The sequence below is a fragment of the Marinicella meishanensis genome (assembly GCF_019931145.1).
Taxonomy (GTDB): Bacteria; Pseudomonadota; Gammaproteobacteria; order Xanthomonadales; family Marinicellaceae; genus Marinicella; species Marinicella meishanensis.
This window is the reverse complement of the sequence record NZ_JAIOUV010000010.1, coordinates 153947-173491: the sequence shown is the minus strand read 5'-3', so window position 1 is coordinate 173491 and position 19545 is coordinate 153947. Positions and strand designations below refer to the sequence as shown.

At 45.2% G+C, this 19545-nt stretch carries 18 protein-coding genes; 12 read left to right on the top strand and 6 right to left on the bottom strand.

The features are described 5' to 3' along the window. Positions 1–19 precede the first annotated feature (19 nt). Positions 20–880 carry a sulfotransferase family 2 domain-containing protein gene (locus K7G70_RS16360; protein WP_223789730.1) on the bottom strand — a complete coding sequence of 287 codons (861 nt, stop codon included), beginning with the start codon at positions 878–880 and terminating at the stop codon, positions 20–22. Positions 881–1165: 285 nt separating this feature from the next. Here K7G70_RS16360 and K7G70_RS16350 point away from each other — a divergent pair, with 285 nt between their 5' ends. From K7G70_RS16350 to K7G70_RS16340, 3 genes are all read left to right on the top strand, one after another. After that, complete coding sequence (locus K7G70_RS16350) at positions 1166–1606, top strand: pilin (RefSeq protein ID WP_305067302.1); 441 nt, start codon at positions 1166–1168, stop codon at positions 1604–1606. Positions 1607–1689: 83 nt separating this feature from the next. Continuing rightward, a complete protein-coding gene (locus K7G70_RS16345) occupies positions 1690–3621 on the top strand; it encodes a hypothetical protein (protein ID WP_223789729.1) in 1932 nt (643 codons plus the stop codon). Continuing rightward, the gene (locus tag K7G70_RS16340) at positions 3587–4459 is read left to right on the top strand and encodes a glycosyltransferase family 2 protein (protein WP_223789728.1); all 873 of its coding nucleotides are present in this window, start codon (positions 3587–3589) and stop codon (positions 4457–4459) included. Before K7G70_RS16345 ends, K7G70_RS16340 begins: the two co-directional genes overlap by 35 nt. On the opposite strand, the gene K7G70_RS16335 is transcribed toward K7G70_RS16340, so the two are convergent. Continuing rightward, positions 4407–5306 carry a hypothetical protein gene (locus K7G70_RS16335; protein WP_223789727.1) on the bottom strand — a complete coding sequence of 300 codons (900 nt, stop codon included), beginning with the start codon at positions 5304–5306 and terminating at the stop codon, positions 4407–4409. The genes K7G70_RS16340 and K7G70_RS16335 overlap by 53 nt on opposite strands. Next, on the bottom strand, positions 5303–5917 hold the full coding sequence (locus K7G70_RS16330) for a class I SAM-dependent methyltransferase (RefSeq protein WP_223789726.1): 615 nt from the start codon (positions 5915–5917) through the stop codon (positions 5303–5305). The genes K7G70_RS16335 and K7G70_RS16330 overlap by 4 nt, the downstream gene beginning before the upstream one ends. A gap of 264 nt (positions 5918–6181) precedes the next feature. Between K7G70_RS16330 and K7G70_RS16325 the strand changes: the two genes are divergently transcribed. Further along, positions 6182–6796 (top strand): peptidylprolyl isomerase, encoded by a 615-nt coding sequence (locus tag K7G70_RS16325; RefSeq protein ID WP_431310028.1) that lies wholly within the window; start codon positions 6182–6184, stop codon positions 6794–6796. A 353-nt stretch (positions 6797–7149) separates the two neighbouring features. Here K7G70_RS16325 and K7G70_RS16320 read toward each other — a convergent pair whose 3' ends face one another. Continuing rightward, positions 7150–8790 carry an ArnT family glycosyltransferase gene (locus K7G70_RS16320; protein ID WP_223789725.1) on the bottom strand — a complete coding sequence of 547 codons (1641 nt, stop codon included), beginning with the start codon at positions 8788–8790 and terminating at the stop codon, positions 7150–7152. Positions 8791–9022: 232 nt separating this feature from the next. Between K7G70_RS16320 and K7G70_RS16315 the strand changes: the two genes are divergently transcribed. The 3 genes from K7G70_RS16315 to K7G70_RS16305 all read left to right on the top strand — a co-directional run bounded on the left by K7G70_RS16315 (position 9023) and on the right by K7G70_RS16305 (position 11553). Beyond that, a complete protein-coding gene (locus K7G70_RS16315) occupies positions 9023–9715 on the top strand; it encodes a hypothetical protein (protein WP_223789724.1) in 693 nt (230 codons plus the stop codon). A 227-nt stretch (positions 9716–9942) separates the two neighbouring features. Continuing rightward, entirely contained in the window at positions 9943–10377 is a 435-nt protein-coding gene (locus tag K7G70_RS16310) for a pilin (protein WP_223789723.1), read from the top strand. Between the two features lie 168 nt (positions 10378–10545). Then, positions 10546–11553 carry a DUF2333 family protein gene (locus K7G70_RS16305; protein ID WP_223789722.1) on the top strand — a complete coding sequence of 336 codons (1008 nt, stop codon included), beginning with the start codon at positions 10546–10548 and terminating at the stop codon, positions 11551–11553. A gap of 9 nt (positions 11554–11562) precedes the next feature. On the opposite strand, the gene K7G70_RS16300 is transcribed toward K7G70_RS16305, so the two are convergent. Continuing rightward, a complete protein-coding gene (locus K7G70_RS16300; RefSeq protein WP_223789721.1) occupies positions 11563–13335 on the bottom strand; it encodes an ArnT family glycosyltransferase in 1773 nt (590 codons plus the stop codon). Then, the gene (locus tag K7G70_RS16295) at positions 13329–14624 is read right to left on the bottom strand and encodes a transglycosylase SLT domain-containing protein (RefSeq protein WP_223789720.1); all 1296 of its coding nucleotides are present in this window, start codon (positions 14622–14624) and stop codon (positions 13329–13331) included. The genes K7G70_RS16300 and K7G70_RS16295 overlap by 7 nt, the downstream gene beginning before the upstream one ends. 69 nt (positions 14625–14693) lie before the next feature. Here K7G70_RS16295 and K7G70_RS16290 point away from each other — a divergent pair, with 69 nt between their 5' ends. The 5 genes from K7G70_RS16290 (at position 14694) to K7G70_RS16270 (ending at position 19474) form a co-directional block, all read left to right on the top strand. Continuing rightward, a complete protein-coding gene (locus tag K7G70_RS16290) occupies positions 14694–15146 on the top strand; it encodes a tellurite resistance TerB family protein (RefSeq protein WP_223789719.1) in 453 nt (150 codons plus the stop codon). An 18-nt stretch (positions 15147–15164) separates the two neighbouring features. Further along, complete coding sequence (locus K7G70_RS16285; RefSeq protein WP_223789718.1) at positions 15165–16253, top strand: PilT/PilU family type 4a pilus ATPase; 1089 nt, start codon at positions 15165–15167, stop codon at positions 16251–16253. A 275-nt stretch (positions 16254–16528) separates the two neighbouring features. Next, the gene (locus tag K7G70_RS16280) at positions 16529–17311 is read left to right on the top strand and encodes an ABC transporter permease (protein WP_223789717.1); all 783 of its coding nucleotides are present in this window, start codon (positions 16529–16531) and stop codon (positions 17309–17311) included. A gap of 2 nt (positions 17312–17313) precedes the next feature. Continuing rightward, positions 17314–18024: an ABC transporter ATP-binding protein gene (locus tag K7G70_RS16275; RefSeq protein ID WP_223789716.1), complete on the top strand. Its 711-nt coding sequence runs from the start codon at positions 17314–17316 to the stop codon at positions 18022–18024. 64 nt (positions 18025–18088) lie between these two features. Further along, complete coding sequence (locus tag K7G70_RS16270) at positions 18089–19474, top strand: hypothetical protein (protein WP_223789715.1); 1386 nt, start codon at positions 18089–18091, stop codon at positions 19472–19474. Positions 19475–19545: the final 71 nt, after the last annotated feature.

The window sequence follows — 19545 nt, the reverse complement described above, 5'->3', positions numbered from 1 at the left end:
GCTGTAGGTCACTGGCTCATCACTGAAACCAGCTTTGCCACTGGGCATTGCGATGTTGGAACGCCTGCAGGGCATGCGTCCCCACGAATTGATCAAACTGGGCCAGGCATCGTTTTTGGGCCCAATCACACAGGCGTAAATCCGCCTGATTCATGGCTTCGATCAGAGCCACTTCATCTTTGGCTAAATCACCTCGTTTGATGAATGGTGTGGACACGTTGCTGCGGGTGTAATGCAAGTCTTTCAAGCCCAGATGAAATTGGAGCAACAACAGGCTTTGATCAAACAACTCGGTGGTTAACACCAAAGAAAAGCAATGTACCAAGGTGGCCACAGCCGTGTCATACAGAGTGTCATCGTTGGCTTGGCCCTGATGCAGGTATCCACTGAACCGTTTACTTTGACCGTTGGCCAATTCAGGGGATGGCAATGCGTGTAAAAATTCACTCAAGGACTGGCCCTTGGCATGGGCATGCATGGGGTGATCGGTTTTGCCCAGCACATAATTATAGTATGACAACACCCGATCGACCGGATGGCGCAACATGGTGACATGAAAAATGGGCGATGCAGGGAGCAATTGGTACAAAATGCCGTGCATGGGGTGGTGACCGCAGACCAACTTGGGTGGCCTTTTTTTCATGCTCAGAGCGGCGGGATGCCGGATCAGATCTGGGGCGTTGATGTGCAGCACATCCTTGGCTTGGTGGTTCTTGAATAAAATGTTTTCTAAGCTGCTGCCAGCGGTCTTGGGCACATGGGAAAAGCAAATCAAGTCCGTGGACTGGTTGTATGTGTCTGTTCTTAAGTGCTTTTTTAGGAATTCTACATTGCTTAAAAAATTTTCAATATCTGAATTTGAAGACCAACTTATCGCCATTTTTTGATATACTGATTACTATGGATGACGTGATGCAGTTTATCACAGACGCCATTGATTCGATCAATTTGAAACTTTTGTGACAAATAGTGTCAAGTTGGTTGGCTGGTATATCCAATTGTGAACTTTCAGGAGGAAAAAGTTTACATTTGCTGAAAAAAAGCGGCATGGAAGTAAAAATGAGAAGTCTGTACTTGTTGTTGGGACCTTTATCCCATAATCTATCGGTATGGATGAAACACAAACAGCCATTTTTTAAAAAAATTTTTTTAGAGGTAAATAGTAATGAAAAGAAATCAAAAAGGTTTTACATTAATCGAATTAATGATCGTTATCGCGATTATCGCGATCCTGATGTCATATGCAATTCCTGCATACCGTGACTACACTGTTCGTGCAAAAGCTGGTGAGGGTGTGGCCCTGGCTGCTGGTGCCAAATTGGCAGTATCAGAGTACTTCATTAACGAAGGTGTTTTTCCACCAGACAACGCAACTGCAGGTTTAGCTGCTCCAGGTTTGATTACTGGTGAAAATGTTGCCAGTATTACCAATGGTGGAGGTGTATTGACAGTTGCGTTTAATGCCAATGATGCAACTCTGAGTGGTAACTCAATTGTACTGTCACCGATTTCTGCAGCAGGTGCAGGAAGTGTTGAATGGGTATGTCTTGGCCGATCTGGTGGTTTGGCTGATCAGTACCTGCCTGTAGCTTGTAGACTTCCATAACATCGAATATATCTTTGTTATATAAAAGACGCGATCTCATGAGATCGCGTCTTTTTTTTGTTTCATGAAAAATAGGATTTACCATGCACCAGACTAAGCAAGTCATCATTTCATTCATCGTTTTGTTTGTTTTGGTTGTTGTGGTTTATTTTCCATCTCTATCTGGCGGCTTTATCTATGATGACTTTTGGAGTTTACAAAAATTATCAGAAGTTAATGGGGCAATCAGTTGGGACAGCATCAAATCTTTTTTGATGAGTTCTGATACAGGACCATTGAAACGACCCTTGTCAATGCTGAGTTTTTTGATTGATGCGAATGATTGGCCAGCAGAGCCTTATTCATTTAAGGTGACCAATTTAATCATTCATGCGCTGAATGGCATACTTTTATTCTGCTTACTTTTTACCATTCTGAAATCACGTGTTGCCGATAAGCAAAAGGCATTGATCATTGCTTTCTTTGCAACCTTGTTGTGGATGGTGCATCCATTTTTGGTTTCTACAGTCGCCTATGTGGTTCAAAGAATGGCCATGTTACCTGTTCTGTTTTCTTTATTGTCGATGTGGCTGTATTTAAAAATAAGACTGAAGTTCAGCGACCAATTATCTTTTCAAGCAGTTTGTTATCTGGGAATGGTTGTTTATGGGCTGACTTTGTTGGCCGCTTTATCCAAAGAAAATGGGCTGTTGCTGTTGTTGTATATTCCTTTATTTGAATATTTGATTTGTCAAAAATACCTGGGACTACGTGCTTTAAATAAACACAGCAAATGGATGTTCTGCTATTTACCGATAGCTTTGTTTGTTTCGGCATTCATTGTTAAATTTCCTGATTTTTATCGGGGATATGCGGATCGGGACTTTGGTTTGTATGAACGGTTGATGTCCGAACCCAGGGCGTTGTCCAAGTATTTGTGGCATTGGGTCGTGCCCAATGTGATGACAGAGGGTATCTATACCGATACTTTTCAGCCATCAACTTCGTTGCTTCAGCCAATTTCAACCTTGTTTTCTCTGTTGTTTATCTGTTCATTGATCATCGTCGCATTCATAACAAAACACAAAGCACCATTGTTAAGCTTTGCGGTTGCTTTTTACTTGGTGTCTCACATCATTGAATCAAGCGTTGTTCCATTGCAGCTGTATTTTGAACACAGGAACTATTCGGCCTTTTTGTTTTTGGCAGTCCCACCGGTATTGTTGACAGCAGAATGGATTAAAAACAAGCAGTTGATGTGGTTAATTTTGCTTTCAATCAGTCTGATGATGGGGGCCACAACCTATCACAGGTCTCATATTTGGGGTGATTCTGTGCGAATGAAGACCGAATCGTTGCAGGCTTTTCCAGAATCTATTCGGGCAAGAATAGCCGTGGCGGAATTATTGGAGAGTGAAACAAACCACCAACATGCATTGAATTTATTGGAAGATGGTATAAAAATTAAAAATTCACCCTCATTGCAAGCCCTTAAGTTACAAGTAAAATGCAAATTCACCGCCGATTCTGTGATCAATGTTGAACTGTTGGTTGACAGCATTTCTTTGCATGGATTAAAGCGTCAAGATATTTTACCCATTGGAAGTTTACTGAAAACTTTACTGAATGACCAATGCATTAACCGGGCTGATAATTCTGAACAGATTGAAGATATACTGAATTCAATGGCTGTTCGATTAAATGCAGAGTCATCTCTGGGCTGGGCCATGTATTATTATGCCAGTGGCAGATTGGCATTCCAGCAAAAAAAATACCCGCAAAGCTTGGAGTTTTTTGTCAAATCTTTTGAACAAAATAAAGAATATGATCAAGCCATAATGGCTGTATCTCAATTATTAATCAATCAACAACCAGAGTTGGCTTTGAAGTTGCTGAAGGTTATAGAGGGTGAATATAATAATGGTTATGTTTCGAATTTACCTTTACAGAAAGAAATAAAAAGGTTTATTAAAATAGCAACAGAGGAAAGCCTAAAAAAGCATGAAGATATCAATCATAATCCCAGCCAAGAATGAGGCCAAATCTCTGGCGATTCTGTTACCTGAAATACAACAGCAGTATGCCAGTGCTGAAATTGTGGTTGTGAACGATGGCTCAACAGATGACACACAGAAAATTTGTGAGGAGTGCGATGTAACTGTCGTTAATCACCCATACAGTCGGGGCAATGGTGCAGCAATAAAATCAGGTGCGCGTGCAGCCAAAGGTGATACTTTTATCTTTATGGATGCCGATGGACAGCATCGCCCGCAAGACATTGAACAACTGTTAAATCGCTTTAACGAGGGATACGATATGGTGGTTGGCGCCCGTGGCAGTGAATCCCAAGCATCGAAGGCAAGGCACTTGGGGAACGGCCTCTATAATCGAGTTGCCAGTTACATGACTGGGCAAAAAATTGTTGATTTGACTTCGGGTTTTCGGGTGGTGAATGCTGAAAAATTCAAGCAATTTTTATATCTCTTGCCGAATGGTTTTTCTTATCCAACCACCATCACCATGGCTTTTTTCCGTGCTGGCTATGGTGTGGCATATGAGCCGATAATAGCACCTGAACGGATCGGGAAAAGTCACATTAATTTGGTCAAAGATGGCATGCGATTTTTTCTGATAATCTTTAAGATTGGGACTCTATATTCACCGATGAAGCTGTTTTTCCCCTCGAGCTTGGTGTTTTTCTTGACGGGTCTTATCTATTACATTTATACATTTTTTTCAGATGGAAGATTCACCAACATGGGGGTCTTGTTGTTCAGCACTTCCATTTTGATTTTCTTGTTGGGTTTGATTTCTGAACAGATTACGGCATTGTTTTACCAGACCAGGTCGAGAAGTGACGATAAGGCTGACTGAGCTTTGAAGCCATAAAGTAGATCAAGGATTCGGCCACAATTGAAATGAGTCGAGTCAATGCAATGATCAACAGTGCTTCATACTCGGCCATTTTGGGTGCGCATAACATGATAAAAACAATTTCCCTGATTCCGGTTCCGCCTGGTGCACCAGGAATGAGGTAACCAGCCAGCCAAGCCAACGCAAAACAAGCCGTGATAAACAAATAGGGTTGTGATTCAAAGCCCAATGCGGAAATAAGTAAGTAATTGATTAAACCCATGCCAGCAAAATAAACGAAATAGCTGAACAAAGTGGTTAAAAAACCAAAGCCTGGCAGCATTTTCAGCAAAAGCATACAGCCAACAACCTCAATCAATAACAATGCCCAAATAGGAATGGGTAGGTGGTTTGTCAGCCAGGTGATTTGTTCTGGCCAAAGAAACAACAAATGACTGATAAGTAATGCCGATATCACCAAAACAATGGATTCATAGGCCGTTGTCATGCCGAGTTGTTTGTGACTGATGTTGGCACTTTTGGTTTGATGGTGGCGGTAAGCGAAGTGAAACACATTACCGGGGAGGTATTTCATTATCTGGCTTTTGAAATAAACCTTGGCAGAGCGCTGGGGTTCTTGAAAACCCAATAAGACCACCCAGGCAAAAACCAAAACCATCATCAGAGCCACATAGAACAAGATTGATGCCAAAAGTATCCCGACAAAAAAGGCGTTGTTCTTAATTTCAATCGACTTTAAAGCGGTTAAATTTTTCTCAATGATTTCATAGATAAAATAACAAGCCAAAAGGAACAAGCTGATTTTAATGATTGTGAGGAGCCATTTTTTCCAGGACTTTGGCTTCATTCTGAATTTGGTTTGGCTAAAATCATGGTCCAAGGCAGGGGCTTTCTGGCCTTGACAACGTCCAGTTCTTGATTAACAAATTTGATAAAGCCACGGGTGCTCCAATGATTGCGATGATCAGGCGTGTTACCCCAATCTTTCATGTATTTACCACGCATGAAGTTAAGCATCCTCCAGATGGGTTCTCTGGGCACACTGAATAGGTAGTATTCAGCCTTTAATTCCGCCATCTTTTGTAAAGCCAAATGAGGGTTTTCTAAATGCTCAAGCACCTCACAACACACCACCAAATCTGCTTTTTCATGTGCGTCAATGTCATAAATGCTTTTGCAGTACAATTGAGTGTCTTGGCTTAATACTTGACTGTTTGCAATTGTTAAATCGGATTCATTGATGTCTAAACCTTTGACTTTGGCCTGAGGAAAAAGACTTTCTAAATGTCTGTTGACATGACCTTGTCCACAACCACATTCTGTGATTGTCTTAATTTCTGTTGGAATTTGTCCCAACAGATGGCTTATGCAACCCATAAAGCCATTGAGCATTTTCTGGGCAATGGGGTTTTTTGAGTCATACTTCTCGTGATGAGGGTGCTTCATATTCTCAGGCATTTAATTGGTCACATTTATCAGCTGTCTGTATTTTAAAAGGCTTATCCCACGGTGCATACAGAAAATAGTTAATAATAACCTTTTCAGATGTGTCCATTATGTCGGGTTTAAACCCACTGGAATTCGCCGGTTAATTGTCAGAACCATTTTATGACAGAATTGGGTCACAGTCTGAGTACAATGTAGACAGCTCAAATGGGTCATGATTTGCGCTGACTTCAATTATGATACACACTTAAAACCAAAACCTGACAAGAGATAAGCATGAATAAATCAGTCATTGTCCAATTTTTTATTTTAGTGGCATTTGTCATTACATTTTATTTTTTTGCTTTAGCAGACACCGTTGAAAACACCTTGATTAAAATGGAGACTTCCAAAGGAAGCGTTTATTTGGAGTTATATGATGACAAAGCACCTTTGTCGGTGACTAACTTTTTGGCCTATGCCAATGAAGGGTTTTACAATGGCACTGTTTTTCATCGTGTCATCAGTGATTACGTGATTCAAGGAGGTGGATACACCGAATCTTTGGTAGAAAAACCCACCAAACCGCCCATTAAAAATGAAGCCAATAATGGTTTAAAAAACCTTAAAGGCACCATTGCCATGGCCAGGTTGCCTGACCCACATTCAGCCACTGCACAATTTTTCATCAATGTCCAAGATAACCCCAAATTAAACCACACCGGTAAACAAACCAACAAATCATGGGGGTATGCTGTGTTTGGCCAAGTTGTTCAAGGCATGGATGTGATTGATAAAATCAGACACACCAATACAGTGGGCAAAATGCCTTTCAGTCAAGACGTCCCCATCAATAACATAGTCATTAAATCCGTGACTGTCATAGATCAACTGCCGGTGGTGGCCGAGTAATTTTGACTTAGGTTTTGGATTCTGGCCAATGCGGTTGTTCAGAACTGCGAGTTGAATTTCACCCAACTGTTAAGTTCTTGGGCCTGATAACACTGAATAAATGGTGTCTGCTGGAGCCATTATTCTTATCCAACAAGGCAGAAGTCATGATGTGTGGTCAGTCCACATGAATGACTGATAACGCAGGTGGATAAGAAAAACGGCCCAGCCCTTCGGGTTTTGGCTGTTCATCCCACACGCCTGCGAATCTCATCAATTAATTGGAATGACCAAATGGCGCTCTTCGCGCCTTGATTGAGGTATTTTCAGTCTAAACAGACTCAATTTATTGAATGCTAACAGGCCCTAATTTTTTAAGGAAGCAATTTGTTGATTTCATAAAGTGCAAATTGATCTTTTGCAGCCAGGGGCTTCATGTGATGTTCAAAAAACTGGCCAATCCGAGCTCTGACGTCAGAATTTTCTTGCAGTAACCTGTTGTTCAATAAGTCCATTCTGATCAACATGTGTGAAATTCTTTTTTGAGAAAGTGCTGAGGCAAGTTCACTTGCATTGGCGGTTTTTTGAGCCAGCTTGATGAGAAGTTCACTTTCCAGGGTGTGTGGTATATCCAGATAGTAACGTCTGAAGCCGGTATATATGCCCAATAGTTTGCCATTTTCTGGCACAACTTGATTCGCCAGTTGATTCAATGAGTAATAGGGTAACTTATTTGAAATGTATGCTTCCCTGCTGACCTCTCCGGTCAAGTAGGGTAAGGGGTCGATTTCATGATACAAGTTTTTGGCGTATACCAGATTGAAGGCGAAATAGGTTGTGAGCAACATGGTGGTAACACTTTTGACAGCCAATGGTGTTGAGAGGCGTTTTAACCATTGGCTAAATCGATGTAAGCCAAAAACTGACAATACAATCATGGGAGTGACAATGGTGATGATGTACCTGATTCTCATGTCTGTAACAAACATGGTATACAGCAAGGTAATCACCACAAAGCCAGTGAGAAACTGATAACGCCAATCATCGCTGTTTTTCGTCTTAATGAATAGCAGCAAAGCAAACAGCAGCAGCATTGGATTTAATTTGCCATCAAAGTATTGAGGCTTGTTGTCTTCGCCTTCGAAAAATACCCTGAGAGGCAGCGCCAATGTATACAATGGGCTTTCTTGATACATGACCCGCCGCAATGTGAGGGGTTTAAGTTTTTCCTCTTGTTGTGTATTCAATGTCTCTTGTTTTGCATGGCTGTTATCAGTCAATTGTGAAAAGAATGAATCATGTAATGGATAAATGGGGTTTCCTGTGAGCTTGACGTTGCGGATGGCCCAAGGGGAAAAGATCAAGATTGCAATGATTGAAAAGAGTGAAATATGTTTAAAAAATTTGATCTGAGAATTTTCTTTATTTTTATGAATTTTAAAATAAAAATACCCCAACAATAGCGTGAGAATGACCACCGCAAGTATGGCGTTGTATTTTGTGGACAGTGCCAGACCACTGCTGATTCCGGCAATCATTAACCAACGTAACTTGTCTGGGTTTTCCAGCCAAATTAATACAGCAAACAACGAAGCTGTAAAGAAGAACAACAGCCCCAAATCCACATAGACCGTTACCGATAACTTCAAAATAATGGGCAATGTTAAAAACATGGCCCCACCCATGAGCCCCCAGAAGCCACCAATAAACCTGCGGATGAATAAAAAAATCAATAAAGCAGTGCCCAGTGCAAAAGAAAAGTGAATGTACTTTGCTGCAATGTCATAATTCATCGCCACAGGCAGTATGTACAGCAAATCAATTAATTGTGGGTAATAAGAAAACTCCATTTCTGGAACCACGCTTAAAACACCTTCAGACAGCCAAATTTTGGGGAGGGCTAAGTGGTGAGTTTGGGCGTCTCTGCTGACGGGAGGGACAGTGGATATGATAATAATGAAGACAATAATTAATGCATATGCGACAGTGAAAAGCAGTCTCTGTGTTTTCTTCATTATTATTCAGAATTAAATGTGCCATCTATTGTAGCAAAGATTTTATAAGCCAAAATGAAATCATTTTTTTGTGTGATTGCTCTGCTTATTGACTTCATTTATTATTAAGTCTTGTTAACATCATTTATTGGGTGTTTACCGGCCCTGGTCACAATTCGATGCTTATCCAGTGAATTGAAATGTATTGGTTAATTTTTTAAAATCATGGTGTTGAAATTTTGAGGGAATACTTTTGAGTAAAATTAAAGCATCATTGACACATTTCCTTTTAAGTGCGCTGTTCATCACCACGTTTTTTTTGTTTGCTTACTTCATTTGGTATCAGCAAGTTTTTTTTAAGATTTCTGGTGTGATCGAACCATTGAAACTGTTGCTGATTGTTGATGTGATATTGGGGCCATTGCTGACTTTTATTATCTACAAAGAAGGCAAGAAAAATTTAAAATTCGATTTGATGATGATTGTTCTGTTTCAAATTATGGCATTCATTTATGGTGCTCACAGTGTTTATTTGGGTAAGCCCAGCTTGGTCATTCACAGAACAGGTTATTTAGAGGTCATTTCAGAAAATGACATTAATTATGCCGAACTAAGTGATGAAATGAAGTTGGAAAACTATTGGTTTAGACCCATTTACGGCAAGATCGAAGGTGGTGATTTGACCCCCATTTCTGACGCCAAAGATTATCTATATCTTGTGACTCCATTTGACAGGAATCAAATATCCAGTTTTTCGGAATTCTTATCACCATCAGAAATTAAAAAGACTTTTGAAAATTCAACATCAGAAATTAAAAATCGCATCGATTCTTTGCTTGATGAAAGTGATGAATACATTTTTTATGAGTTGAATTATGGCAAATTGTTCGGCGTATTGATAATTAATAGGAGTGGATTAAATATGCAAGAAATTTTAATGCCATAAAAGGACAAAAATGGTCATTCAAAGTGACTCTCTCGTTTCATTGAGTTAAGGAAGAAATTTAAAAGCCTGGAAAGGACAAAAATTGTCAGTCAAAGTGACTCATTCTTTCAATTGAATCAAAAATTTGATGCATTCATTACTTATGCTGCAAAAAAATTCTGATTTATTTACTTTATTTCACAATCCCATCAGAATATTTAGAGTAGTTGATCTTGAACAATTGAATTATGAAAAGCATAAGAAAAAACAAGGGGTTTACTTTGATTGAACTGATGATCGTTATCGCGATCATCGCGATCCTGATGTCATACGCCATCCCTGCTTATCGAGATTACACCGTCAGAGCGAAAGCAGGTGAAGGACTGAATTTGTCTGCCAGTATCAAATCGACCATATCGGAGATTTGGGTCAATACTGGAGATTTATCTGGCGTTAACAGTGGCACCAATGGATTGCCTGCTGCGCCGTTGGTTACTGGAGCCAACGTGTCTCAAATCTCAGTCACCGATGGTGAGATTGAAGTCACATTTGCCAACGATGTCGTTCTGGCCGGTCAAACCTTGACTTTGACACCGATCCTGGGGGTGCCAGGCAGTTTGGGTTGGGACTGTACTTCATCCCTGCAAAACAGGTATTTACCAGTGGATTGCAGGACGCCCTGACACGCCTGCCTGGCTCATATTGAGTAAACCGCATGCAGAGGCAATCGGATTCTGCAAGCGGTTTTTTTGTGGGCGGCAGGATGCTTCAATATTCATGTTGAACTTTCAGCACATGTGTTGAAATTCAGAATGGGCTATACTCATTAATCTTAAATAACAGGTTTACTGATGGAACACAGGTATACCAATAAGTCCAACAAAAAACGCTGGTGGCTGTATGGTCTGATGATATTTTTGATGTTACAGCTGTTGATGGCCATGTACTTTGACCAGGAACCGGCCTTTTTTGATGTGCAGCAGAACGCCGAGCTCAGGGCCGCTGAGCACAACCATGCCATGGTCACCGGCTATGTCAGTGGTGCCACCTTCATGGAAGTGACCGATGTGTTGTTGAATAAACCCGGTGGCTACATGTCCAACGACGTGTTGCCGCCATTCGTGTTGATGGACAACATGCCCAGTTGGGAATTCGGGGTGTTGGTCCAGGTCCGGGACTTTGCCCGGGTGATGCGCAATGACATCAGCCGCTCACAGAGTCAGTCAGAGGAGGACATCGATCTCAGGGAAGCCGATCCCAAATTTCACAATGACCATGACAAATGGATTTGGCCGCAGACCGAAGGTCGCTACCGCGAGGGCCAGGAGTACTTTCACAGTTATCTGACCCGTCTGGCCGACACCAGTGATCCCGAAGCCCAGTTTTACGCGCGCACCGACAATTTGGTGATTTGGTTGAATTTGGTGGAAAAACGCTTGGGTGCGATGTCACAAAAACTCAGTGCCAGCGTCGGACAAGACCGGGTTAACACCGACACCGGTGGTGATGAGGTGGCCACCACCTCGACCTACAAACCCAGTGAGCTGCGGGTGCAAACCTCCTGGTTTGCCATCGATGACAACTTTTATGAAGCCCGCGGCGCCACTTGGGCATTGATTCATTTCATGAAAGCCGTGGAAGTGGATTTCAAAAACGTGCTGGAAAAGAAAAATGCCCTGGTTTCATTGCGGCAAATCATTCGTGAACTGGAAGCCGCTCAAGACACCATCTGGACGCCGATGATCTTGAATGGCTCGGGTTTTGGATTTTTCGCCAACCATTCATTGGTGATGGCCTCGTACATTTCACGGGCCAATGCCGGGGTCATTGACCTGCGCCAATTGCTTGAAGATGGTTGATGTCTTGCTTCAAAAGTGATGCAGTTGACTGCGAATGGTGCCGCCTTGCCAGTTCAACTGAATCTGCACCGCAGACAAGTCTTGATCGCTATGGATGCTGAACTGCAGCAAGCGATAGCCAGATTCAGGTAAGTCAGCAAACAAATCATCCTGCCCCAAAGCAACCCGCTCGGTGGTCACTGTCAACGCCGTGGCGGCCGGAGTAATGGCGCTGATGGCGGTAATTGGCCAAGCACTTTGTTCCAACACCCATCCCTGTATCAGGCCTTGGTTTTGTTCCAGGTACATGGCCGGTGGCGTCTGACATACCCCGGCTTGGGTTTGCAAATAATGAAAGGTTTTCATGCCGCCTTTGATCGTCCAATGATCCAACCACCGCAAGCCACCGAGTTGCTCGCACCAAGTGCGATAGAGGTCAATGCGTTGGGTCAGATCCATGGCGGTTTGTTCAACCAGCAACACACGTGGTGGTTCTTCACTGCCAGAGTACAGTCGGTTCATGAGGGCCAATTGTTGTTGTCGGCCATGTTTGCGATTGAGGGGGTGTGACAAGGATTGGATCGATTCAATTTGTGGGGCATAAAATGCCATGGTGGCCAGGGTCATGAATTGATCAGTAATTAAATGCTTGCTTCCTTGTTGTGCCAACACCGAGCGGGTTTTTTCAGCCAAGCTTTGCCAGCCCACCGCGTTGTTGGTGATCCGTGTGTTCAAGGCCGAGGGTGGGGACTGCGCGTGCTGCCAATACAACAACGTGCCCAGCACCAGCCAGTTACCCAGCACGCCGGTCATCCAAGCCGCGTGTTTGAATCGCTCACGGATGTGGGGTGAGCCGGCCGCCAACACCAACAACAACACATAAGAGACCAAAGTCCAATGCCAGTTGAACCGCAAGTTGTCCGAAAAGAATCCAGCCACGGCATACAACAACCAATGACTCACCGCCAGAAACAGCAGCCCAGAGACCAATTTTTGCTGAGCTGAAATGGCGGCAGGCTGGCGCAACACCGCCAGGCACAAGGCAAAAACCAAGGGCGTGGTGAGCACCACCTGGACCACAAAAAAGCCCAGGTGTGCCGCTTGAAAGGTCCAGGGATGGCGGTCCTGTAACTGGAACGCCAACAAGGGGAAATCATGCTGCCAATTGAACAGAACGATGGGCAAAAAGCCCAGGACCAGGACCGGCAGACTGAGGCTCAGAAAGCGCTGCACCACCTGAGCGTCCTGTCTAAAATGCCACAGCAAACCGATGCCAGCAAGCAACACAATGATCCAGAATCGCAGGTGGACATTGACCCCGAGCGCCAGCACCACACCCAGCCACAGATAATTCCGGGCCAGCTGGTTGCTGACTGCTTGGTGCAAACAAACGACCGCCAACAGGGTGAAAAACACCAGCCAAATATCGGGAATGGCCAAGGTGCCGGCCACCGCCAACAACGGCAGTGACAACATGAACAAAGCCGCGATCCACCCCGTCTGGGCTTGGCCACCCAGATGTAGAGCCAAACGACGCGCCAACCAGGGCAGGCTCAAAGCCGCCAACAAGCCAGGCAGTCGGAGGTAACCATGTTGGGCGGGGAACAGCCAATCAGCGGCTGCCAAGGTCCAAGGGGTCCAACCCGGTACTTCGCTGTAGGACCAACTGAGCCATTGGCCTTCCAGCCAGTAAAAGGCTTCATCGCCGAACAACTCATTGCGGCTGATGGCGAACAGTTGCAGGACCGCCGTGATGGCATAAACCAACCAAAACAAGCGTTTGGTTTGGTCGCTTGTCAGCATTTAGGGACTTTGAGTTTTTTCCCGGCGTTGATCAAATACCTGGGGGCTTTGATGGCATTCAATTGAGCAATCTCGTGTTTGCTGGAACATTTGAATTTGCGGCTGATGCTGCTCAAAGAGTCGCCTTTTTTGATTTTGTAATAGGTGTAGACCGGGCGATCAGGGAAGTCGGCGTCATGAATGGTTTTGGCCAGGGTCATCAGATCATTGTCGTGGCAGTTGTTTTCATAGATGCCTTTCAGTTCTTGCGGGATCACCACCACGGCATTTTGTTTGATCACCCGTTGGGCTTTGAGGCTGGAGTTCAAATTGCGCAAAATGCGGTACCAGCCCATGGTTTTGTTGTGTTGGCCAAAACACACCGCCAATTCACTCAAGGAGGTGTCGGCCTTGGCCCGAATCAACGCCGTGGCCCCGTCCACTGGGTCCAAGGTCACGTTGTAGGCGCCAGGATTTTCATAAATCAACATGGCGGACAGCACAATGGCGATGTAGTCCTGGGTTTCACTGGGCAGGTCATAAAAGAACGGGCTGTTCCAAATGGACTGATTTTGGTGTTTTTTGTTCAGTCGCTTGAAGCGATTTTCACCGGCGTTGTAGGCGGCCAAAATTTTGGCGTAATTGTCTCCATACAATTGGCGCTGTTCCTGGATGTAGTTGGCCGCGCCTTTGGCGGCTGACTCGGGATGATAGCGGGCATCGTAATCGCCGATGGTGCCTTGTACCCCAAAACGGCGGGCGGTGGCTGGCATGAATTGAAACAGACCGCTGGCACCGGCTGAAGACATGGAGTGGACCCGACCACCACTTTCTTGGGTGATGATCGCCAACAACAAAGCCTCGGGGATGTTTTTGACCTCAAACGGCGGCCAAATTTTGTTGCGCAGAAACTGGTAATTCTGCCAGGTTTCGATCAACTTGGGGCGTTTCCAAGTCAGCCACTCATTCAGTGCCGCTTGCACCCGGACATTTTGCAGCAGCGGTTGATTCATGTCGATCATGGCTGCGGGCAATGCAGTGGCTTGCTCGGCCGCCGTGTCACTGCTTTCGGCGGCTTCAGGAGGCTCATCCTGGGCCAGTTGGGCTTCAATTTTTTCTTGTTGGGCCAATTCAGCAAAATATTCGTTCAAGGTATCCAGACACAGCGGCTCGGCCTGACATTGTTCAATGCCGGCGATCAGCTGGGCCGTATCCAACGGTTTGGGGGCGGGATTGGCCTCAGGTTTGACGGCCTTTTGTTGGCAGGCCGAGAATATCAACAAAGCAAAGAAGATCAAAAGCAGTCGCATAAAGTTAATTGCAGCAGTCACACGTATTGTGTATTATCGGTATTTTAGAGACTTCAGCAACCTTCCGGCATGAAATTATTTGGTGCGCTCAAAGCTTTGCTCAAGACTGGTGAGTCAAACCAGTCGTTGAATGAAGCTGAACAAAAAGAGTTGAATCACGCCATTGTGGAGTTGATGCTGGAGATGGTCAAAGCCGATTTCGTGGAGTTGTACGCGGAAAAAACCGCCCTGTCTGACTACCTGTCAAAAGAGCTGAATTTGTCCAAAGAGGACGTGACACGGTACATTGAGGAGGCTGAATTGCGCACCGACTTCTCGATTTCGCTTGAAACTCAAACCAATGTCATCAATAATTACTTGGGTATTTCACAAAAGCTGGAATTGATGCAACACATGTGGGCTTTGGCAGTTGCTGACAACGAAGTGCATTTGTTGGAACATCACTTATTTTACAAGGCGGGACAATTACTGGGCATCAAAAAGACACAACTTGACGAGATTTGTCAGTCCCAAAACACCTAACCCAATCGAGCAAATATTATGGATTTAACTCATTTTTTGAAAACCATGCGGGAAATGAATGGGTCGGACATGTACCTCAGTACCGGTGCACCCATCAACGTCAAAGCCGAAGGCGTGTTGCAATCATTGTCCAGTACCGGCTTACCTCCTGGCATCGTGGAGCGCATTGCCTATTCGTTGATGGATGAACGACAAATCAAAGAATTTGAAGACACCATGGAGTGTAACCTGGCCGTCTCAATCAAAGGGGTGGGGCGATACCGGGTTAATGTGTTTCGGCAACGGGGTGAAGTTTCCATGGTGATCCGGACCATCAAAAGCACCATTCCCAAACTGGAAGAATTGAACATGCCGCCACATTTGTATGATTTGATCATGGAAAAGCGCGGTTTGATTTTGGTGGTGGGAGCCACCGGGTCAGGTAAATCAACCACCATGGCCTCAATGATTGATCACCGCAATTCCAGTAAAACGGGTCACATATTGACGGTTGAAGACCCCATTGAATATGTGCACAAGCACAAAATGTCGGTGGTCAACCAACGGGAGATCGGGATCGACACCTTGGGTTATGCACCGGCTTTGAAAAATGCGTTGCGAGAAGCGCCGGATTTGATTTTGATTGGTGAGATCAATGACGCCGAAACCATGGAAGCCGCCGTTTCTTTCGCCGAAACCGGGCATTTGTGTATGGCCACCCTGCATGCCAACAACTCCGACCAAGCCATGGAGCGGGTACTGAACTTTTTCCCCAATGACATGCACAACAACGTGCTGATGAATCTGGCCTTGAACCTCAGGGCCGTGATTTCACAACGGCTGGTGATTGATGTGGATGGCAAGCGCCGGCCCGCTTGTGAGGTGTTGATGAACACCCCGCAAATCCGGGAGATGATTCGACGGGGTGAAATCAATGAGCTGAAAATGGCCATGGAAAAATCCCTCGAAGACGGCATGCAAACCTTTGACCAGGCTTTGTATGACTTGTACAAAGAAGGCATCATCACCCTGGAAGAAGCTCTGAGCAATGCCGACTCCGCGCAAGGCCTGGAAGTGCGCATCAATTTGTCCAGTGAGGACGATTCTGGGGCCGATGACTATTTTTAAAATGGCATTTGGCAACTGCCTTGGTTGACTGATCCGGGGCGACTTGACCGATGATCTGACCGTTGCTGGTGCCACCGCGCCACCAGCTTTCTCCTTGAAATTCCCAAAAGGGTGCTCTGGTCGAGTAAAATACCGCCAGTTTTGCCGTTCAACCCGTGCCTCATGCGGTTGGCCACAGCAAGAGAATACCATGATCAGCGGGCAACCACGCCATCAACTGATTCATTGTGTTGGCCCGGTTGACCGGCTGACTGATTAACAAACAACATCAATTTATGGATTTTTTCAAAGACATTTATCAGGGTTTTCAACGCAAACGCTTGTGGAAGAAGCTGGCCGTGTTGGAATTGAAAAGCCGTTTTCAAGGCGCCTTCATCGGGGCTTTTTGGATCGTCTTGGCCTTGATGATCAAAGTGGGCATGTTGTCACTGATCTATTCGATGGTGCTGGAAAAAGACATCAAGGACTATGTGTTGTTTTTGGCCTTGGGGTTGTTGACCTGGAATTTCATCTCAGCCGTGATCGTGACCAGTGGCACCATTTTCAGAAAAGCCGCCAATTTCCTCCAACAAATGGACTTGCCACATTCCATCTTTGTTTATCAGAATGTGTACCGAGAAATCGTTTCCTTGCTGATGTACCAATTGTTTGTTTTGCCATTGTTGGTGATCATCAAAGGCTGGGATTTTGTCAGTTGGGTGTGGCTGTGGTCATTCCTGGGCTACCTCATGATCATTGCCAATGCATTTTTTGTGAGCATGTGGCTGGGCTGGCTGTCGGTGCGTTTTCGGGACATCCAATCGTTGTTGGCCAGCGTGGTGATGATCATTTTTCTCGTGACCCCCATTTTGTGGCCACCGCCCGAACAATTTGCCGGCAGTTTGTATTTTCAACTCAATCCGTTTTATCACTTACTGGAGTTGATCAGATCCCCCATCCTCCAAGGGGTGGTCCCTGTGGTGTCGTGGTATGTGAGTATGGGCTTGTTGGTTTTTAATGTGTTGACTTGTGGCTTGTTTTACCGCCGAGTCAAACACCGATTGGTTTTGTGGTTGTGAGCATGACGCGTATTTGCCTGGATAACATCACTTTTTCATATAAGTACTTTCCATCCATCAGTGGTGGTTTGTTGAAGAGCAATGCCGGTTTGAAAAGCCAAACGGCGCTGTCGGGGGTGAGCCTTGAAATCAACCACGGTGATCGGGTGGCCTTATTGGGCACCAATGGTTCTGGAAAATCGACCCTGCTGAAAATCGTTGCCGGCATCTATCGACCCGAACAAGGCGTGGTCACCACTGTGGGCCGGGTGTACTCATTTTTGGGCCGCAACGTGGGTGTCATGCCCCAATTGTCTGGGTATGATAATCTGACGGTCAGGGGGTTGTTGATGGATTTGCCTGATGAAGAAATCGAACAGAAGGTCCAAGAAATCATTGAGTTCACTGAATTGGGTGATGACATCCATCGACCGGTGTCAACCTATTCTATGGGCATGCGCGCGCGCCTGACATTTGGCATGTTGATGTTCATTGAGGCCGATATCATGTTGATTGATGAAGGCTTGGGAGCCGGAGACCAGTTCTTTTTAGAAAAAGCCAGAAACTTCATCAATGGCTTGTTGGATAATTCCAAAATTTTGTTGTTTGCCAATCACTCCAATCAATTGCTCAGACAATTCTGTAACAAGGCCTTGTTGGTGGACCGGGGCAAGGTGTTGGCCTTCGGCGAGTTTGAACCGGTGTTGCATCAATACAACCATTTGAAGAAATGATTTCCTCACCAGCGTCCGATCCATCCATGTCTGCAATCAAACCCTTCAAAAGCACCCCGATGTCATGAAACACTTGATCAGAAATTTGTGGGGCAAGTTGGTCCCATCCGCTTCAGAAGCCGCCAATCAAGCCCGCTTTGAACCCAAGCACATGCCTTATGACAAGGCCTATTTTTTCACCCATGTGCCAAAAACCGGTGGCACCAGTTTCATTGTGTTTCTGGACCGTTTTTTCCCAGCAAAAGTGATCTTCCCTCATCAGCTGTGGATTGACATCGGCGATTTCAAAGCCATCAATCGCTCTGCATACCATTTGATCCGCGGCCATTTTGGTGGTTGTGCGGTGGATGTGATTTCAGACAAAGCCATCGAATACCTGACCATCGTGCGGGATCCGGTGAAATTGGCATACTCAACCTATGAGTATGTGCGGCGAGAGAAAAACACGGCCTTACATGACATGGTGATCAAGCAGGGCATGTCTTTTGAAACGTTCCTCACCCACCCCAAAACCCAGCACTTGATCACCAATCGCATGGTACACAACCTGACTTTTGGTTATCAATATGATCCGGCAGTGAAACAATTGCACTTGACCAACCAGACATTTGCTGATTTCAGAAAACACATGAATGCCGGCCAAAAAGTGCTGCAAGATGACGATCGTTTGCGGATGGCCAAGGCGTTCCTTGAACAGAGTTTGTGGTTTGGGGTGTTGGAAAATTTTGACGACTCCATGCGCTTGTTGTGCTTCAAAATGGCTTGGCCGCCGTTGCGCAAATCACAAAAGCTGAACATCAACAAGATCAAGCCAACCATCAGTGATGAAGCCCGGGCTGAGGCCGAGGAGCGCAATCGACTGGACACCGAACTGTATCAGCATGCCGTGACTCATTTTGAGCAACAAGTGGCGCAGATGAAAGCCGATCTGGGGGCCAATGATTCGATTTCAGGGGACGCCCTGGATGATTTGATTGATGCCCATTATCAACAGCAGCATTTGACCCGATATCAGCGCCCACTCAGTGATGGTGTGCGTTATGATTTTTCTGAAATTTTATTGGGCGGGCAGTGGCACCGCCGGGAATGGAATGCGCTGAACAAAAGTTATTTCCGTTGGACCGGACCCGGTGAAGAATCATTCATCGACTTTTGGGTGCAAGCCAAAAACTACCAACTGGAAATCTCGGTGGTCGATGCCATCAGCATTGAGTTGTTGAATGGTTTGACCATTTCGGTCAATGACCAACCGCTGGTCATCACCCACCAAGGCAGTGGCAAATCCAGAACCATCACCGCCACCACTGAGGCCAGCATGGTCAATGCCAACGGTTTGTTCCGCTTACAGTTCAAGGCCACTGGTCTGGGCATGCATCATCAGCATTTTGGCTCTGAAGACAGTCGCTTGGTGGGGTTTGCTGTGGACCGTGTGACATTGCGGAGCGCCTGACATGGGGTGGTGCAAGGCATCTGTTGCAGTCGACAGCAAGCCAGTGATGGTGGTTCATGCACACCCGTTTG

Excerpts from the sequence above, each read along its gene's own strand:
- K7G70_RS16360 (WP_223789730.1), bottom strand. The coding sequence starts at position 880 with ATGGCGATAAGTTGGTCTTCAAATTCAGATATTGAAAATTTTTTAAGC.
- K7G70_RS16350 (WP_305067302.1), top strand. The coding sequence starts at position 1,166 with ATGAAAAGAAATCAAAAAGGTTTTACATTAATCGAATTAATGATCGTT.
- K7G70_RS16345 (WP_223789729.1), top strand. The coding sequence starts at position 1,690 with ATGCACCAGACTAAGCAAGTCATCATTTCATTCATCGTTTTGTTTGTT.
- K7G70_RS16340 (WP_223789728.1), top strand. The coding sequence starts at position 3,587 with ATGAAGATATCAATCATAATCCCAGCCAAGAATGAGGCCAAATCTCTG.
- K7G70_RS16335 (WP_223789727.1), bottom strand. The coding sequence starts at position 5,306 with ATGAAGCCAAAGTCCTGGAAAAAATGGCTCCTCACAATCATTAAAATC.
- K7G70_RS16330 (WP_223789726.1), bottom strand. The coding sequence starts at position 5,917 with ATGCCTGAGAATATGAAGCACCCTCATCACGAGAAGTATGACTCAAAA.
- K7G70_RS16325 (WP_431310028.1), top strand. The coding sequence starts at position 6,182 with ATGAATAAATCAGTCATTGTCCAATTTTTTATTTTAGTGGCATTTGTC.
- K7G70_RS16320 (WP_223789725.1), bottom strand. The coding sequence starts at position 8,790 with ATGAAGAAAACACAGAGACTGCTTTTCACTGTCGCATATGCATTAATT.
- K7G70_RS16310 (WP_223789723.1), top strand. The coding sequence starts at position 9,943 with ATGAAAAGCATAAGAAAAAACAAGGGGTTTACTTTGATTGAACTGATG.
- K7G70_RS16305 (WP_223789722.1), top strand. The coding sequence starts at position 10,546 with ATGGAACACAGGTATACCAATAAGTCCAACAAAAAACGCTGGTGGCTG.
- K7G70_RS16300 (WP_223789721.1), bottom strand. The coding sequence starts at position 13,335 with ATGCTGACAAGCGACCAAACCAAACGCTTGTTTTGGTTGGTTTATGCC.
- K7G70_RS16295 (WP_223789720.1), bottom strand. The coding sequence starts at position 14,624 with ATGCGACTGCTTTTGATCTTCTTTGCTTTGTTGATATTCTCGGCCTGC.
- K7G70_RS16290 (WP_223789719.1), top strand. The coding sequence starts at position 14,694 with ATGAAATTATTTGGTGCGCTCAAAGCTTTGCTCAAGACTGGTGAGTCA.
- K7G70_RS16285 (WP_223789718.1), top strand. The coding sequence starts at position 15,165 with ATGGATTTAACTCATTTTTTGAAAACCATGCGGGAAATGAATGGGTCG.
- K7G70_RS16280 (WP_223789717.1), top strand. The coding sequence starts at position 16,529 with ATGGATTTTTTCAAAGACATTTATCAGGGTTTTCAACGCAAACGCTTG.
- K7G70_RS16275 (WP_223789716.1), top strand. The coding sequence starts at position 17,314 with ATGACGCGTATTTGCCTGGATAACATCACTTTTTCATATAAGTACTTT.
- K7G70_RS16270 (WP_223789715.1), top strand. The coding sequence starts at position 18,089 with ATGAAACACTTGATCAGAAATTTGTGGGGCAAGTTGGTCCCATCCGCT.